This window comes from Variovorax sp. 679, from assembly GCF_003952185.1.
Taxonomy (GTDB): domain Bacteria; phylum Pseudomonadota; class Gammaproteobacteria; order Burkholderiales; family Burkholderiaceae_C; genus Variovorax.
This window is the reverse complement of record NZ_RXFS01000004.1, coordinates 559,872-577,044: the sequence shown is the minus strand read 5'-3', so window position 1 is coordinate 577,044 and position 17,173 is coordinate 559,872. Positions and strand designations below refer to the sequence as shown.

General features: G+C 68.0%; 13 protein-coding genes. 11 read left to right on the top strand and 2 right to left on the bottom strand.

The features are described 5' to 3' along the window. Positions 1 to 61: 61 nt before the first annotated feature. The 5 genes from EJO71_RS13025 (at position 62) to EJO71_RS13000 (ending at position 9,348) form a co-directional block, all read left to right on the top strand. Positions 62 to 562, top strand: coding sequence for a sigma-70 family RNA polymerase sigma factor (locus EJO71_RS13025; protein WP_125949171.1), 501 nt, complete (start codon positions 62 to 64; stop codon positions 560 to 562). Then, on the top strand, positions 559 to 1,578 hold the full coding sequence (locus EJO71_RS13020; RefSeq protein ID WP_125949118.1) for a FecR family protein: 1,020 nt from the start codon (positions 559 to 561) through the stop codon (positions 1,576 to 1,578). Before EJO71_RS13025 ends, EJO71_RS13020 begins: the two co-directional genes overlap by 4 nt. Further along, positions 1,575 to 4,001 (top strand): TonB-dependent siderophore receptor, encoded by a 2,427-nt coding sequence (locus tag EJO71_RS13015; protein ID WP_125949117.1) that lies wholly within the window; start codon positions 1,575 to 1,577, stop codon positions 3,999 to 4,001. The genes EJO71_RS13020 and EJO71_RS13015 overlap by 4 nt, the downstream gene beginning before the upstream one ends. Positions 4,002 to 4,255: 254 nt before the next feature. Further along, the gene (locus EJO71_RS13005; RefSeq protein ID WP_206169015.1) at positions 4,256 to 7,246 is read left to right on the top strand and encodes a GH92 family glycosyl hydrolase; all 2,991 of its coding nucleotides are present in this window, start codon (positions 4,256 to 4,258) and stop codon (positions 7,244 to 7,246) included. A gap of 188 nt (positions 7,247 to 7,434) precedes the next feature. Beyond that, positions 7,435 to 9,348, top strand: coding sequence for an alkaline phosphatase D family protein (locus EJO71_RS13000; RefSeq protein WP_125949115.1), 1,914 nt, complete (start codon positions 7,435 to 7,437; stop codon positions 9,346 to 9,348). Between the two features lie 17 nt (positions 9,349 to 9,365). Here EJO71_RS13000 and EJO71_RS12995 read toward each other — a convergent pair whose 3' ends face one another. Then, positions 9,366 to 10,076, bottom strand: a complete 711-nt coding sequence (locus EJO71_RS12995; RefSeq protein WP_125949114.1) for a response regulator transcription factor — start codon at positions 10,074 to 10,076, stop codon at positions 9,366 to 9,368. Between the two features lie 243 nt (positions 10,077 to 10,319). Here EJO71_RS12995 and EJO71_RS12990 point away from each other — a divergent pair, with 243 nt between their 5' ends. Both EJO71_RS12990 and EJO71_RS12985 read left to right on the top strand, forming a co-directional pair. Beyond that, positions 10,320 to 11,654, top strand: a complete 1,335-nt coding sequence (locus tag EJO71_RS12990) for a DotU family type IV/VI secretion system protein (protein WP_125949113.1) — start codon at positions 10,320 to 10,322, stop codon at positions 11,652 to 11,654. Continuing rightward, entirely contained in the window at positions 11,651 to 12,754 is a 1,104-nt protein-coding gene (locus tag EJO71_RS12985; protein ID WP_125949112.1) for a type VI secretion system protein, read from the top strand. The genes EJO71_RS12990 and EJO71_RS12985 overlap by 4 nt, the downstream gene beginning before the upstream one ends. Before the next feature lie 6 nt (positions 12,755 to 12,760). On the opposite strand, the gene tssJ is transcribed toward EJO71_RS12985, so the two are convergent. After that, the gene (gene tssJ / locus EJO71_RS12980; RefSeq protein WP_125949111.1) at positions 12,761 to 13,273 is read right to left on the bottom strand and encodes a type VI secretion system lipoprotein TssJ; all 513 of its coding nucleotides are present in this window, start codon (positions 13,271 to 13,273) and stop codon (positions 12,761 to 12,763) included. Positions 13,274 to 13,344: 71 nt separating this feature from the next. Between tssJ and tssA the strand changes: the two genes are divergently transcribed. The 4 genes from tssA (at position 13,345) to EJO71_RS12960 (ending at position 17,150) form a co-directional block, all read left to right on the top strand. Next, positions 13,345 to 14,379 (top strand): type VI secretion system protein TssA, encoded by a 1,035-nt coding sequence (gene tssA, locus EJO71_RS12975; RefSeq protein ID WP_125949110.1) that lies wholly within the window; start codon positions 13,345 to 13,347, stop codon positions 14,377 to 14,379. A 60-nt stretch (positions 14,380 to 14,439) separates the two neighbouring features. Then, positions 14,440 to 14,958 carry a type VI secretion system contractile sheath small subunit gene (gene tssB / locus EJO71_RS12970; protein ID WP_125949109.1) on the top strand — a complete coding sequence of 173 codons (519 nt, stop codon included), beginning with the start codon at positions 14,440 to 14,442 and terminating at the stop codon, positions 14,956 to 14,958. A 49-nt stretch (positions 14,959 to 15,007) separates the two neighbouring features. After that, positions 15,008 to 16,504: a type VI secretion system contractile sheath large subunit gene (tssC, locus tag EJO71_RS12965; protein ID WP_125949108.1), complete on the top strand. Its 1,497-nt coding sequence runs from the start codon at positions 15,008 to 15,010 to the stop codon at positions 16,502 to 16,504. A gap of 166 nt (positions 16,505 to 16,670) precedes the next feature. Beyond that, on the top strand, positions 16,671 to 17,150 hold the full coding sequence (locus EJO71_RS12960) for a type VI secretion system tube protein Hcp (RefSeq protein WP_093204164.1): 480 nt from the start codon (positions 16,671 to 16,673) through the stop codon (positions 17,148 to 17,150). The last annotated feature ends 23 nt before the right edge of the window (positions 17,151 to 17,173 follow it).

Genomic DNA, 17,173 nt, shown 5'->3' with positions numbered 1-17,173 from the left:
GTGAGATAGATTCATGCCTGCCGCATTCGCAGCGTTCCCGAACGACTTCCCCTCCCTCTCCATGCCGGACCGCCCTCCTTCGCGCAGCGTGGAAACCCTCTACGGCGACCATCACGGCTGGCTGCTCGGCTGGCTGCGCCGCAAGCTCGGCCACGCGGGCGACGCCGCCGACCTGGCGCAGGACACCTTCCTGCGGGTGCTGGGCCGCCCGCGGGACGTCGACGAGGTGCGGGAGCCGCGCGCCTGGCTCACCACCATCGCGCACGGCCTGGTGGTCGACCACGTGCGGCGCCGCACGCTGGAGCGCGCCTGCCTGGAAGCGATTGCAGCCCTGCCGGAGCCGCAGGCGCCTTCGCCCGAGGCGCAGATGCTGCTGATCGAGTCGCTGGTGCGCATCGACGCCATGCTCGACGGCCTGCCCGCCAAGGCGCGCAGCGCCTTCCTGCTCTCGCGGCTCGACGGCCTCGGCTATGCCGAGATCGCGCAGCGCCTGAACGTGAGCCTGAGCTCCGTCGAGAAATACATGGCGACCGCCATCCGCCATTGCCTTGCACTGAGATGAACGCAGCAGCCTCCCCTTCTTCCGACCTGCTCGACCAGGCCATCGCCTGGGCCGTGCGGCTCGGCTCCGGCAGCGCCGACACGAAAGCGCACGACGAATGCGACGCATGGCGCGCCGCGCACCCCACTCACGAACAGGCCTGGCAGCAGGTGCAGGCCGTGGAGGACGCTTTCCGGCAGGTGCCCCGCATGAGCGACACGGGCGGCGCGCTGGCCCACGGCGCGCTGCAGGCCGCCACCCGCATGCGGGCGCAGCAGGGCCGCCGCCGCGCGCTGGGAGCGATCGGCGTGATGGGCCTCGCGGCCACCGGCGGCGTGATCGGCCTGTTCGTCTGGCGCGAGCAACCCTGGGAGCAGCGCACCGGCTACGCCACCGCCGTGGGCGAGCGCAAGCGCGTGACGCTGGCCGACGGTACCGAGCTGAACCTCAATACCGGCTCCGAAGTGCAGGTGATCTTCTCGCCGCGCCAGCGGCGCATCGTGCTGAACCGCGGCGAACTCTTCGTGCGCACCGGCGCCGACAGCGGCGCGCTGCTCGGCCACCGCGCCTTCTGGGTCGAGACCCCGCACGCACGCTTCGAGGCGCTGGGCACGCGCTTCGGCGTGCGGGAGCAGGACGGCCAGACGCGGCTGTCGATGATCGAAGGCCGCGTGGCCATCCACACCGCCGGCGGCGACGCGCAGCCGGTGGTCGCGCAGGCCGGCGACGGCTACATCGTGCGAGCCGACGCGGCACCGCCCCAGCGCATCGTGGACCGCAGCTTCGAGCCCGACGCCTGGACCGATGGCGCACTGGTGGCCAGGCAGATGCGGCTGGACGCATTCGTCGCCGAACTGGCGCGCTACCACGGCACACCGCTGCTTTGCGACGCGGACGCGGCCTCGCTGCGCGTGTCGGGCGTTTTCCAGCTCAACGGGCCCGATCCGGTCGGCCGCGCACTCGAAGCGCTGGTGCGCACGCTGCCGGTCCGGCTCGAACATGGCACTGGAGGCACATTGACCATCGCGCGACGTTGAGAAGACTTCCTCCGGACCGCCATCCCGGGTTCTGGCGCTTCCGGCCGGCAAGGCCCACCCTGCTTCCCGCGCTGCTGCTGGGCGTCGCGGCGGGCTGGCTCGTGCCTGCGGGATCCGCACGCGCCCAGGCGCGGCCGGCGGAGGCCCCCGCACGCGCCGGTTTCGACATTCCGCCCGGCGCGCTGGAAGACTCGCTCAGCACCTTCGCGCGCCAGGCCGGCATCACGCTGTCCTTCGATCCGGCGCTGGTGCGCGGCAAGAGCGCCGGCCCGATCCAGGGCAGCCGCACGGTGCCCGAGGGTCTCGCCGAACTGCTGTCGCCCCACAGGCTGGAGGCCGTGCCCGGCACGAGCGGCGCGTATGCGGTGCGCCCCGCCGCAGCAGCGAGCGCGGCCGTTTCCGGCACGGGCGCCGCACTGCCGACGGTCACCGTCACGACGGCGGGCGAGCGCGCCGACGGCCAGGTCGATGGCTACGTGGCGCGGCGCAGCGCCACCGCCACCCGCATCGACACGCCGCTGCTCGAGACGCCGCGCGCCGTCACCGTCATCACGCGCGCGCAGATGGACGACCAGGCCGTGCACACCGTGGAGCAGTCGCTGCGCTACTCGGCCGGCGTGCTCACCGAGGTGAGCGGCTACGACACGCGCTTCGCCTCGCTCACGGTGCGCGGCTTCGCGCCCGCCGAGTACCTCGACGGCTTCAAGCTCCCCACCAACAGTTTCGCCACGCGCTGGCTGGTCGAGCCGCAGGCGCTGGAGCGCGTGGAACTGCTGAAGGGGCCGGGCGCGGTCTACGACCCGTCGGCGCCGGGCGGCGCCATCAACATGGTGTCGAAGCGGCCCTCGGCGGAGGCGGTGCGCGAAGTGAGTCTCTCGGTGGGCAACAGCAACCGCCGCCAGGCCAGCTTCGACATCGGCGGCGCGATGAACGCCGACGGCAGCCTGCTCTTCAGGCTCAACGGCGTGCTGCGCAACAGCGACGGCCAGACCGACTACTCGCGCGACGACCGCAGCTTCATCGCGCCCTCGCTGACGTGGACGCTCTCCCCGCGCACCAAGGTCACGCTGATGGCGGAGGCCACGCGCGACCGCACGACGCCCAAGAGCATCTGGCCGCAGGGCGCGCTCATCACGCCCAACCCGTGGGGCAGCATTCCGCGCGAGCGCTACACGGGAGAGCCCGGCTTCGACCACTACAACCGCGACGCGTTCTCGCTCACCTACCTGTTCGAACACCAGCTCGACGACAACTGGACCCTGCGGCAGAACGCGCGTCACGCGAAGCTCGACATCGACTACCGGCAGGTCTACGGCAGCAGCTTCCAGAGCGACCAGCGCACGCTCGATCGCCAGGTGATGCGGGCCAGCGAAAGGAACCGCAGCACCACGCTCGACACCCAGGTCGAAGGCCGCTTCAGCACCGGCCCCGTCTCGCACACCCTGCTGATGGGCATGGAGTACCAGCGGCAGACGAGCTCGCAGCAGAACGGCATCGGCCCGGCGCCATCCATCGACGCCTTCGCGCCGGTCTACGGCCAGCCGGTGTCCGACCCACCCCTGAACGGGCTGAACGACAACAGCATCACGCAGCGTGGCTTCTACGTGCAGGACCAGATGCGCAACGGGCCATGGTCGCTGGGGCTGACAGTGCGGCAGGACCGCGCGCGCAGCAGCGTCAGCCGGCTGGTGGCCCAGTCCTTCGGCATCGACACCAACGCCAAGACCACCTACAACGCGGGCCTGCTGTATCTGGCGCCGAACGGCCAGGCGCCTTACTTCAGCTACTCGACCTCGTTCACGCCGTTGTCTGGCGCCATCGCCGGCGGAACGCTGCTGAAGCCCGAGCTCGGTCGCCAGTTCGAGGCGGGCCTGAAGTACCGGCCACCCGGCGTGGACGCACTCTTCACCGTGTCGGTCTTCGACCTGCGCAAGAACAATTCGCCCACCTTCGATCCGTACGTGATCGGTCCGGTCTCGCAGATCGGCGAGGTGCGCACGCGCGGCCCGGAGTTCGAGGCACGCGCGGCGATCACGAAGCAGCTCAAGCTGGTGGCCAGCTACACGCTGCTCGACGCCAAGGTCACCCGCAGCCTGAACCCCGCGGAAGTGGGCAGGCAGCCGCTCAACACGGCGCGCCAGACCGCCGCGCTATGGCTCGACTACCGCTTCGGCAGCCCCGCGCTGCAGGGCTGGAGCATCGGCGGCGGCGTGCGCCATGTCGGCAAGGTGCCGGCCAACACGGACAACAGCCTCTACAACCCGCCCTACACGCTGCTCGACGCGGCCCTGCGCTACGAGCGCGGCCCTTACAGCTTCGCGCTGAACGCCACCAACCTCACCGACAGGAACTACGTCGCGGGCAACGGCCAGTACTTCGGCCAGGGCCGCGCGGTGCAGGCGAAGTTCGCCTACCGCTGGTAGCGGCGGCGGCTCGGCGCAGCGTCGCGTGCGTGTGCAGCGGATGCGCCAGCGTGTGGGCGATCGGCCGCAGGGCCTGATCGCACTGCTCGCACGACTGCACCGCAGCGGTTCTTCGTTCGCTCTCTTCCAGCGCACTCTTGTTGCGTTGGCAACGCTGCATTGCTTGCGGGAAAGCACAGGCACGGCCCCCGCGCCTCCTCCCTAGACTGCATCGCGCAACGCGGTGCGTTTGCAGCAAGAAGGGAGACAACCTGATGAGCACTCGAAGACTGTGCCGGCTCGCGCTGGCCATGGGGGTTTCGCTATTGGCCGCCTGCGGCGGCGGCGGTGGCGGATCGAACAACGCGCTCTGGCCATCGTCGGGATCGACGGGCGGCACCACCGGTTCCGTGGTTCCCGGCTCGGCGAACACCGACGGCACGGCTACGGCGACACCCGTCACCCCACCGGACGGCGGGGCAGGCACGCCGTTCGTCAAGCAGGCCCTCGCCGACTACGTGAACACCATGCGCGGCGCGAATTCGAGCGGCGACTTCACGCGGGGCAACACCTTCCCCGCCATCGCCGTGCCCTTCGGATTCAACTTCTGGACGCCGGTCAACCGCGACGACAACAACTGGTTCTACCAGTTCCACACGAGCACCGGCGAAACCTCCGACGGCTCTCCCATCACCACGATCCAGTCCTTCGCCACGGTGCACGAGCCCAGCCCGTGGATCGGCAACAGGCAGTCGCTGTCGATCATGCCGATCGCCGACGTGAACGCCACCGACACATGGAACCGGGCGCAGACCTATTCACGTGCAACGCAGGTCGCCCACGCGCACTACTACAGCGTTACCTTCGACAACGGCATCAAGACCGAGATCACGCCGACGGACCATGCGGCGTATTTCCGCTTCACCATGCCGGCATCGATGGCCACGGCCACCGTGCTGCTCGACCGCTTCGCCTCGGAGGGCTCCGGCAGCCTGAGCGTGGACACCGCCAACGGCACCGTGTCCGGAACGGTCGACAACAACGGCGACAAGAACGCGCCGCTCATGTACTTCCACGCGAAGTTCGATGCGCCCATCGTGGCCTCGAAGAACATCGACACCGGCAGTCTCAAGACCTGGGTGCAGTTCGCCACGCCCGGCAGCGGGAAGACCGTGGGCATGAAGATCGCCACCTCCTTCATCAGCATCGACCAGGCGAAGGACAACCTGGCGCAGGAGATCGCCGACAAGGGCTTCGACGACATCCGGCTGCTGGCCGCCGCAGCATGGGACGACAAGCTCAACACGGTGCAGGTGGAAGGCACCGCCGCCGATGCGAAGACACCCGAGGCCGTGAAGGCCTTCGAAGACAGGAAGGTCACGCTCTACTCGAACATGTACCGGGCCTTCCTCTATCCGAACTCCGCGTGGGAGAACGTGCGCGACCCGGCCACCGGCAAGGGCAAGGGCACGGCGACCTACATGAGCCCGTACATCTCCGGCACGCCCAAAAGACAGGGAAAGATCTGGGTCAACAACGGCTTCTGGGACACCTACCGCACCACCTGGCCGCTCTATTCGCTGCTCGTTCCGACTCAGGCGGGCGAGATGCTGGACGGATTCGTCAACGCCTACAAGGACGGCGGCTGGGTGCCGCGCTGGTCGGGCCCCGACTACCGCGACAGCATGGTCGCCACCAGCTCCGACGTGATCTTCGCCGACGCATACCTCAAGGGCGTGCGCAACTTCGACGTCGATGCGGCCTATGCGTCGATGCTGCGCAACGCCTCGGTCTACAGCAGCGACAACGCCCGCGGCCGCAAGAACATGGACAAGTCGATCTTCTACGGCTACGTGCCGTCGGACACGATGTCGCGCGAGAGCGTGGCCTGGTCGCTCGAAGCCAACCTCAACGACTTCGGCGTCGCCCAGATGGCCAAGGCACTGAACAAGCCCGACGACTACGCCTACTTCATCGACCGCGCGCTGAACTACGCCCGCCTCTTCTCCGACCAGGGCACGGGCGCCTGGGCCGGCAAGTGGTTCCGCGAGAAGGGCAGCTCCGGCAAGTGGACCGACGACGGCAACACGCCCGACGACTGGGGCTACGGCTACACCGAGGGCAACGCCTGGTCGTACCAGTTCCTCGCGCCGCAGGATGGCCAGGGCCTTGCCAACCTGCACGGCGGACGCGCGCAGCTCAAGGCCAGCCTCGACACCTTCTTCTCGGCGCCGACCTACCTGTCGCCCGGCAGCTACTGGACGGTGATCCACGAGATCAAGGAAGCCCACGCAGTGAGCGTGCTGGCCAAGGTCGGCCAGTACCAGCACTCCAACCAGCCGGTGCATCACTCGATCTACATGTACAACTACGCGGGCGCGCCGGCCGAAGGGCAGAAGCACCTGCGCGACGTGATGGACAAGCTCTACACGCCAGGGCTGGACGGCAAGGGCGTTCCCGACGGCAGCGGCTACATCGGCGACGAGGACAACGGCGAGCAGTCGGCCTGGTACGTGTTCAGCGCCATGGGCTTCTACCCGGTCAGCATGGGACGGCCCGAGTACGCCATCGGCGCGCCCTACTTTGCGAAGATGGCCGTGAACCTGCAGAACGGCAAGCGCATCGTCATCAACGCGCCCGACGTGAGCGAGACCAACCGCTATGTGCAGGGCCTGCGGCTGAACGGCCAGCCGATCACGCGCAGCTACCTGCTGCACACCGAGATCGCCGACGGTGCGACGCTGGACTTCGCCATGGGCGCACAACCCTCGTCGTGGGGCACGGGCGACAACGACGTGCCCGGCTCGATCACGCAGGGCAATGCGAAGCCTGCACCGCTGCAGTCGCTGCTGCCTACCGGCACGTACACGGTGTCATCGAGCACGCCGGCCCAGCTGTCGAACGTGTACGACCGCGACTCAGATACCGCGTGGCAGAGCGCGTCGGCGGCCGCGTGGATAGAGGCCGACGCCGCCACGAACCAGCCGGCCAGGGTGCTCAGGATCTACACCCTGACCTCGGGCGCGCAGGGCGCGGACCAGGACCCGAAGAGCTGGAAGCTCAAGGCATCGAAGGACGGCGTCACATGGGTCACATTGGACGAGCGCACGAACGAGAGCTTCCAGTGGCGCCAGCAGACCCGCCCGTTTGCGCTGAAGGCGAATACCGAGCCCTACAGCAGATACAGGCTGGAGATCGACAACACCGGCACGGTGACGGTGCCGGAGTTCGAACTGCTGGTGCAGGCCGACGCGGGCGGCCAGTAGGGAATAAGGAAGCGGATGAAGCCATCGCCTTGGTGCGGTTGCGTACGTCGAGCGCACGGAAGATCGCCGCCGAGCGCGACAACACCAACCAGTGCGTGAGCGGCCGCAACGCAAGAAAGCCGCCATCGCTTCTTCATGCGTGCGTCATGTTGGTTCCACCTAATGCGTGACTCAGTCGGAACCTTCACATGAACAAGCAAAGTACCTCAACGATCAACCAGGCCACCACGGACACGGACCCGCGCGAGGTCGCGAATCGGCACCGCCGCGACTTCCTGGATTTTCTCGTCAAGTCTTCTGCCAGCGCGGCTGCTCTTGCAGCGGCCGGCTCGTTGGCGGCATGCGGGGGAGGAGGCAGTGGCGGCGGCGGGTTCGACTTCACCGCTCCTCCGGCACCGGCTCCGGCCCCGGCGCCCGCACCGGCCGCCCCCACTCCGGCGGCATTCGCATTTGGAGTCGCCAGCGGAGACCCGTTGACGGATCGCGTGATTCTCTGGACGCACGCCAAGGTTCCAGGCAGCACCGCCGACGTAGCGCTTACCTGGGAAGTGGCCAGCGACGCCGCCTTCGCCAAGGTGGTTCGCAACGGCATGGTGACCGCCACCGAAAGCGCTTCCTTCACGGCCAAGGTCGACGTGACGGGCCTCGTGGCCGGTGCCAGTTACTTCTACCGCTTTCGCGATGCCAGCGGCGCGTCGTCGACCATAGGCACCACGCGCACACTGCCCGCGACCAACGCTGCGTCGGTCAAGTTCGCCGTGTTCTCCTGCTCGCTCTACTCCGAGGGCTACTTCCACGCATACGACGCGGCCGCGAAATCCGACGCGCTGTACGCGCTGCACGTGGGCGACTACATCTACGAGTACGGCTCGGACCCCGGCAAGTACGGCAACTCGAACATCCCGGGCAACCGCGTCACCAGTCCCGCCAACGACATCGTGACGATGAACGACTACCGCACACGCCATGCGCTCTACAAGTCGGACCTGAACCTGCAGGCCGCGCATGCCCGCATGCCGTGGATCACGGTGTGGGACGACCACGAGCTTGCGAACGACGCCTACGTGAACGGTGCCGAGAACCACAACCCGGCCACGCAGGGCGACTGGGTGACCCGCAAGAACATCGCCGCCAAGGTCTATCACGAGTGGATGCCGATCCGCACACCGGACCCGGCCAACCTGCTGAAGATCTATCGCCGCTTCGACTTCGGCAACATCTTCACGCTGCACATGCTGGACACGCGCATCGAAGGCCGGGACCGCCAGTACAACAACTTCGGCGATGCCGACGGTGGCATCGCGCGCTATCTCGCCGGACTGACGCCGGCCGCGAATGGCGTGCGTCCCGACGCGTCGCGCCAGATGATGAGCGCCGAGCAGCAGAACTGGCTCACCAGCGGCATGAATGCATCGACGGCGACATGGCAGTTGCTGGGCAACCAGACCATCATGGCCCGCATGTGGTTCCCGGCATCGGTACTGACCACAGTGGCCTCCAACCCCGCGGGCACCCCGGCGGCGATCGGCGCGTACCTCCAGGCCAAGGCGGTTCGCGCTTCCGGCGGCACTCTCGATCCGACACAGACTGCGCTGCTCGACCCCGCGACCAATCCGCGGCTGCCGTACAGCCTCGATGCATGGGATGGCTATCCGGCGCAGCGCGAGGCCATCCTGCAAACCATCAAGACGCAAGGCAAGCGGCTGGTAACGCTCTCCGGCGATTCGCACAACGGCTGGTTCACCCATCTGACCACCCTGGCAGGCGACAAGGTCGGCGTCGAGTTTGCCGGCACCTCGGTCACGTCGAGCGGATTCGAAGGCGCCGGGCTTGGCACAGTGGCGAGCTCCATCGATGGCAGCGCCCTCGTCCCGCAACTGGGTCAATCGGCCATCGGGGCAGGACTGGGCTTGATCGACGACGTCGGCTACTGCGACACGACGCGCCGCGGTTACCTGCTGATGACGGTCACGGCCGCCGCGGTCAAGGGCGAGTACGTCTACGTGACCAGCGTCAAGGATCCGACCTACACCGCAACCGTGGGGCGTACCGTCACCGTGGCCGCGACAGTCAACGGGATCGCGGCACCGGTCATTGCCTGAGACCGTGCACGGGCTGCTCAGGCCTGCTGCGCCTCGGTCAGCGCCTGCGCCGCCACCACCGCCTCGGTACGGTTGCGCACGTTGAGCGCCCGGAAGATGGCTGCCAGGTGGATCTTCACCGTGCCTTCGCTGATGCCCAGGCTGCGCCCGATGAGCTTGTTGGGCTTGCCCTGCGACAGCAGCTGCAGCACCTCGACCTGCCGCTCGGTGAGCACGCTGCGCAGGTGCTCCAGCGTCTGGGTGCCACCGCCACCACCGTTGCTGCCGGCGCCGCCGCCACGCACGAGCGATTCGGCTCCGGCCTGCGGCGCCATGCCGGCAACGATGCCAGGCGGCAGCGCCGTCAGCATCATCGGCGGCACGTACACGCCGCCGGCCAGCACCAGCCGCACGGCCGAGAGCATGACGTCGGGCGAATAGGCCTTGGGTATGAATCCGAGCACGCCGCGCTCGAGCGCGCTGCGCATGATGGCCGGGTCTTCGTAGCCCGACAGCACGATCACCGGCACCGCCGGATGGCGCTGCCTGATTTCGTCGATGTGGGCCTGGCCATCGGCACCGGGCATGTTGAGGTCGATCAGGGCCAGGTCGAGGTCGTCGGTGGCTCCGGCAAGCAATTCGTCGACGCTCATCGCCAGGACGAATTCGATGCCGGGCTCCAGCTCCGACAACTTGGCTTTGACCGCCTCGATGACGAGCCGGTGGTCGTCGGCGATCAGTATTTTCATGATGTCTTTTCCCCGTGTCCCAGCGTGCAACGCACGGCAGACGCCGAAGATACCGGCGAATGCCCCGCGCAGCAAGGCCGGCGGCCCCACCAACGGCATAGACCCCAAGCGGTATGGCGCCTGTCGCAAGCACTTTGAAAGAATGAACGCCCACTCGAAGGAACCGGGGACATGGGCATGTGCCATCGCTGCAGACGCCGGTGCAAGGCATCCTTCGCAATGCATGAATGAGCGGGCCCGCCCATGGCCCGCCTCCTAGACTGCTTCTCCAGCTTCATCTCGTCCGGCCTTGCACTGGACGCATCGATCGCGTCCGGCGCGCCCCTGCTGCCGCATGACGCGGCGCAGCAGCGGGCCCGGCAATTGCTCGATGCGGCGCGCGCCGCCGCCGAGGCTTCGGGCACGCCCGCATCGCAGATCGAGTCCGCGGCTTTCGCGATGGTGGCCTGGATCGACGAGATCCTCGCGCGCCACCCCGACGCCGCCACGGCAGCAGGCACGGTGGCCCCGCTGCAGGTGCAGCTCTTCAACTCCAACAACGCGCACAGCGAGTTCTTCCACCACCTGTCGGCCCTGGGCGCCAGCGACGATGCCGTGCGCGAGGTGTACTGGCACGCACTGTCGCTCGGCTTCAAGGGCCAGTACTACTTCGAGGACGGCGACCACGGCGAACTGGGCAAGCTGAAGGACCTGCACGGCCGCCAGCTCCTGCTGCGCCCGCTCTCCACGGGCAGCCTGGTGCAGGACCACATCACGCCGCAGCCGTACGACGTGCCCGACCCGCGCGGCCCCAACGACACGCGCCGGCGCGACCGCACGCTGCTGCTCAGCGGCGCCGCGCTGGCGCTCGCGGTGCCCCTGCTCTACATGCTGTGGCTGTGGTCGAGCGGCCCGCCCGCGGCCGCCACCGGCCTGGCCCAGCGCATCGAGCAGCACCTTCAGACTTTTGCCTGTGCCGACCTCACGGCCAGCGTCGACCACGAGGGCCGCACGCGGGTCACCGGCTTCGTCTCGCTGCCCGGCGACCTGCCGCGCGTGGAGCACGAAGTGAGCGCGCTGCCCGGCGTGAAGGCGCCGCGCTTCGACATCGGCCTGCGCGTATGGCCGCACTGCGAGGTGTTTGCCATCCTCAAGCCTTACCAGATGCGCAACACCGAGAAGGCCTATGGGCTGGACATCGACGCGCCCTCGGCCCGCGAAGGCCGCCTGCGCGAAGGCGACAACGTACGCGTGCAGGTCGTCGCGCCGCGCCACGACAGCTACATCTGGGTCGACTACTACACCGTCGACGGCTCGGTCATGCACCTCAACGCCGGGCAGGTTCCCACCCGGCTGCAGGCCGGCGAGACGCTGCAGATAGGCCGCGACATTCCCTCGAGCTGGCTGGTGAGCCCGCCCTTCGGCAGCGTGCTGATCACCGTGCTGTCGTCGCCCACGCCGCTCACGGAGACTTCCGACCGGCCACCCTTCGAACTGGCCTCGACCTACCTGCTGCGGCTGCGCGAATCGCTCGCGGCCAGCAAGAACAGCGAGCGGCTGATCGCCGACTTCGTTTTTCTCGAGACCGTCCCCCGATGAACGCGCTGCTGCTGTCGCCCACCCATCGCCTCTGGCTGCTGCTGTCGTTGTGCCTGCTAGGTTTCTGCCTGCTGTACGCGGTGGTGCGCGACGCGGGCCGGGGCGCGCGCCGGCGTGGTCTGCAAAAGCGCATCTCGGCGCTCGGCGACCCCGCTGCCGGCGCCGGCGAGAGCGCCATCGCCGCGCTGAGGGAAGGCATGACACAGGCGCAGCAGGCCATGCGCCGCGTGCACCGGCAGAAGCCCGCGGCGCCGGTGCCGTGGTTCCTTTGCTTCGGCGACGCGGCGGCCAACCTGCCGGGCCTGTTCGCGACGGCGCATGCCGAATGCGCGGACGACACTGCCCCCGGCGGCGCGTGGTGGCGCTGGTGGCTGACGTCCCGGCTGATGGCCATCGAGATCGATGCGGCGGCGGTCGGCGACATGGCCGGCGCGCCGCAATCGCGCGGCCTGTGGCTGCACTCGCTGCTCGCGCTGGCCGAGCGGCGCGACCGGCTGCCGCTCAACGGCCTGGTGGTGTGCGTGGCCGCCACCGACCTGCTGGAGGCCGACGCGGCGGAACTGAAAGCCCTGGCCGCGCGGGCGCGCCGCCTGCTCGACGAGACCAGCGACACGCTGCGCCTGCAGATGCCCACCTACCTCGTCGTGACCGGGCTCGAACGGCTCGCGGGATATGAAACCCTGCACGGCGCGCTGCCGCCCGAAGTGCTGGCACAGGTGCTGGGGCACCGCTTGACCGATCCGTCGGCCTTCATAGAGACGCCGGCCGGGGAGCGGCTCGATGCCGTGTTCGACCCGATCGCCGAGCAGTTGCACGCGCTGCGCATGGCATTGCTGCGCGAGCAGCCCGGTGCGACGGGCCGGCTCGCCATTCATGAATTCCTGGAGGCCGTGCGCGCCCTGCGGCCCGGCCTGCGCGAGTTCGCGCAGGTGCTGTTCGAGAACCACGGCAAGAGCCCGCGCGCGCCGCGCTGGCGCGGCCTGTATCTCACGGCCGCCGCATCGGGTGCTGTCGGCGGCGCCTTCGTGACCGACCTGTTCGAGCGCTTCCTTCCGGTCGACCAGCCGCTGGTGCGGCCGGGCCGGCCATCGCAGCCGTAGCTGCTGCTACTTGCTGTCGACGCGCATCGCGCGCGCGCCGAAGGTCACGTCGAGCGACTGCGCCTTGCCCGTGACGACGGGACGCACCTCGCGCCAGCGCGCGCGGTCCAGGTCGCGGTAGGCCGCCATCACGCCCATCGACTTCGCGTCGGGCGGCAGGTTGAAGTCGAGCTTCTTCGTCTCGCCGGGCCGCAGCAGCACTTCTTCGCGCTGCACGAGCTCGGCGCCGAGCGTGGCCTGATCCTTCTCGAACAGCGAGAAGAAGTCGGAGCCCTCGAACGGGCCCGGCGACTTCAGTGCATACACGCGCACGGTGAGCGGAGATGCGCGGCCGCGCGCATCGGGGTTGGCGTCGGCCCCCGCCGTGAGCGTGACGGCCACCGTGGTGACGACCGGCTTCGCCGCGCAGCCCGCAAGCAGAAGACCGGCTCCAGCAAGGCCGAGGATCGCGATGCGGCGCCGCGTTGCCGCGCCGAGGAAGCCTTCATAGGACGAATGGTGTGTACCCAGCGTGCGCATGCTATTCCCTTCGTTGCATTGACCGGTCAAGACGCATCTTTGATTATCACCAGCGGACTCCAACAGGCAACATGCTGAACAACGAACTCGCTGCAACACTGCTCGCGCCCATCGGCGATGCGTCGCCATGCGGCGACGATCTCGAGTACGACGCGGACTTCATGGCACTGGTCGCGGATGCGCAGGGCAAGCCCGAGCAGCAGTTCGGCGACACCGTGATTCCGGCGGTCGAGCCCGAGTGGCGCGAGGTCGGCGAGAAGGCCGAAAACATCCTTCGCCGCAGCAAGGACGTTCGCGCGGCCGTGCTGCTGCTGCGCGCATCCACCCGCATGCAGGGCGTGGAAGGCTTCGCCGCCGGGCTGCGGCTGCTCAACGGATTGCTCGACACCTTCTGGGACGGCATACATCCAAAGCTGGATGCCGACGACGACAACGACCCGACGATGCGCCTGAACGCGCTCGCGCCGCTGACCGACGAGAACATGGGCCTGCGCGACCTCTACGAGGCGCAGCTCGGCATTGCGCGCGGCGTGGGCCCGATCCGCGTGCGCGACATCGCCATTGCCCACAACGCGCTCACCGCCGTCGGCGGCGAGGCGGCGTATTCGATGGCGCAGGTGCAAGGCGGCCTGGAGGCCATCCAGTCCGAGCGGCCCGAGGCGATCCAGGCCGCGCTCGACGTGCCCGCGCAGGTGGATCAGCTGAGGAAGCTCATCGCCGACCGCACCGGCCGCGCCGATGCCTTCGACCTCGATCCGCTGCGCGCCATCGCGCGCGTGCTGCAGAAGGCCTGCGCCTCAGCCAGCGGTGCGCCGGCCGAAGCGGCCGCGGACGAAGCCTCAGGCACGGCGGACGCCCAGGCCAACGGCGCGGGTGCGCCCCGCTCCGCCGCGCGCGGCGAGATCCAGAGCCGGCAGGACGCTGTGCAGATGCTCGACCGGGTGATCCGCTATCTCGAGCAGGCCGAGCCAGGCAACCCCGCGCCGCTGCTGATCGAGCGCGCGAAGAAGCTCATCGGCGTGAGCTTTCTCGAAATCATGGCCAACCTCGCGCCGAACGCGATGGACACCATCGAAACGGTCACGGGGCGCCGCCCTTCCGAGTAAGCCCGGACCACATCTCTATCCGCCTCATCCGCCCCATTCACACCCGCAAGGAGCATCTCCATGGCCAAGAGCAGTCAGAAATTCATCGCCCGCAACCGGGCGCCCCGGGTCCAGATCGAATACGACGTGGAGCTCTACGGGGCGGAGAAGAAAGTGCAGCTGCCCTTCGTGATGGGCGTGCTGGCCGACCTCTCGGGCAAGCCGGCCGATCCGCTCGCACCGGTGGCGGACCGCAAATTCCTGGAGATCGACGTCGACAACTTCGACTCGCGCATGAAGGCCATGAAGCCGCGCGCGGCCTTCGCGGTGGAGAACTCGCTCACCGGCGAGGGCGACCTGAAGGTGGAGCTCACCTTCGAGAACATGGAAGACTTTTCGCCCGCCGCGGTGGCGCGCAAGGTCGGTGCGCTCAACAAGCTGCTCGAGGCGCGCACGCAGCTGTCGAACCTCGTCACCTACATGGACGGCAAGGGCGGCGCCGAAGACCTGCTGGCCAAGGTGCTCGAAGACCCGGCCCTGCTGCAGACGCTGGCCGCGAGCAAGAAACCCGAAGACAGCGGCAGCACGCCCGCCGCCTGACGACGACACCCTTCCGACCGTCACACAGGATCACGAGGAGTAAACCACCATGGCCACCGAAGCACTCGAACAGAGCGCGCTGAAAGATGTCGCGTACGCGGGCAGCGACTTTTCTTCGCTGCTGCAGAAGGAATTCAAGCCCCGCAGCGACGAAGCCAAGAGCGCCGTCGAAGCCGCGGTGCTCACGCTGGCGCAGCAGGCGCTGGCCAACAGCACCGTCATCGGCAAGGACGTGACCAAGTCGATCCAGGCCATGATCGCCGCGATCGACGCCAAGCTCACCGACCAGGTGAACAGGATCATCCACCACCCCGACTACCAGAAGCTCGAGAGTGCGTGGCGCGGCCTGCACTACATGGTGAACAACACCGAGACCGACGAAAACCTCAAGATCCGGGTGATGGACATCTCCAAGACGGAGCTGGCCAAGAACCTCAAGAAGTTCAAGGGCGCGGCCTGGGACCAGAGCCCGATGTTCAAGAAGATCTACGAGCAGGAATACGGCCAGTTCGGCGGCGAGCCCTTCGGCGCGCTGGTGGGCGACTACCACTTCGACCAGAGCCCGCCCGACGTGGAACTGCTCGGCGAGATGGCCAAGATCGCCGCCTCGGCGCACGCGCCCTTCATCACCGGCGCCAGCCCCAACCTGATGCAGATGGAGTCGTGGCAGGAACTCGCCAACCCGCGCGACCTGACCAAGATCTTCTCCACCCCCGAGTACGCCGGCTGGCGCAGCCTGCGCGAATCGGACGACTCCAAGTACATCGGCCTGTGCATGCCGCGCTTCCTGGCGCGCACGCCCTACGGCGCGAACACCAATCCGGTGGAGGAGTTCGACTTCGAGGAAGACACCGCCGGCGCCGACCACGGCAAGTACGCCTGGGCCAACGCGGCCTACGCGATGGCGACCAACATCAACCGCTCGTACAAGCTCTACGGCTGGGGTTCGCGCATCCGCGGCATCGAGTCGGGCGGCGCGGTGGAGAACCTGCCGCTGCACACCTTCCCGAGCGACGACGGCGGTGTGGACCAGAAGTGCCCCACCGAGATCGCCATCAGCGACCGCCGCGAGGCCGAGCTGTCGAAGGCCGGGCTGCTGTCGATGATCCACCGCAAGAACTCCGACTTCGCGGCCTTCATCGGCGCCCAGTCGCTGAACAAGCCGGCCGAGTACGACGACCCCGACGCCACGGCCAACGCCAACCTCGCGGCGCGCCTGCCCTACCTCTTTGCCTGCAACCGCTTCGCGCACTACCTGAAGTGCATCGTGCGCGACAAGGTCGGCAGCTTCAAGGAGCGCGAGGACATGCAGCGCTGGCTCAACAAGTGGATCATGAACTACGTGGACGGCGACCCCGCCAACTCCTCGGAGATCACCAAGGCCCAGAAGCCGCTTGCCGCCGCCGAGGTGATCGTGGAGGAAGTGGAGGGCAACCCGGGCTACTACACCTCCAAGTTCTTCCTGCGCCCGCACTACCAGCTCGAAGGCCTCACGGTTTCGCTGCGGCTGGTGTCGAAGCTGCCCTCGGCCAAGGGCGGCGCGTGAAAACCTGAAAAAACGGGCCGGATCTTCTTGAAATTCCGGCTCCCGTTTCGTTCTATCAACAGCTGCCACATACCGGCCTTGCCAGCAAGCCGGCGGCAGCCCAGGCATCCGTCTCGATCATCAACAGCAACTGCCCGAACGCAATCGGGTTCCAAGGAGTAGGAACATGTCTTCTGACTTTCACATCAAGCTCGACGGCGTCAAGGGCGAGTCTTCCCACAAGGACCACAAGGACGAGATCGAGATCTCGTCGTGGACCTGGAACGTGAGCAACGCGTCGGGCGCAGGCTCCGGCGGCGGCTCGGGCAAGGGCAAGGCCACGCCGGGCGAGTTCCACTTCACGCACACCTACGACAAGGCCTCCCCGGTGCTGGCCAAGAACTGCGTGAGCGGCAAGCACTTCAAGGACATGGTCCTGACCTGCCGCAAGTCGGGCGAAGGCCAGCAGGAGTACCTCAAGGTCACGCTCAAGGAAGTGTTCATCGCCATGGTCGGCCCCGGCGGCGCGCAGGGCGGCGACGTGCAGGAACAGGTTTCGTGCTCGTTCAAGGACATCGAGTTCGCCTACAAGGCCCAGGACGACAAGGGCGCGGCCGGCGGCGAAGTCAAGTTCGGCTGGAACGTCGCCACCACCGAGACCCGCTGACGGACGACGGACCCGCGGGGCAC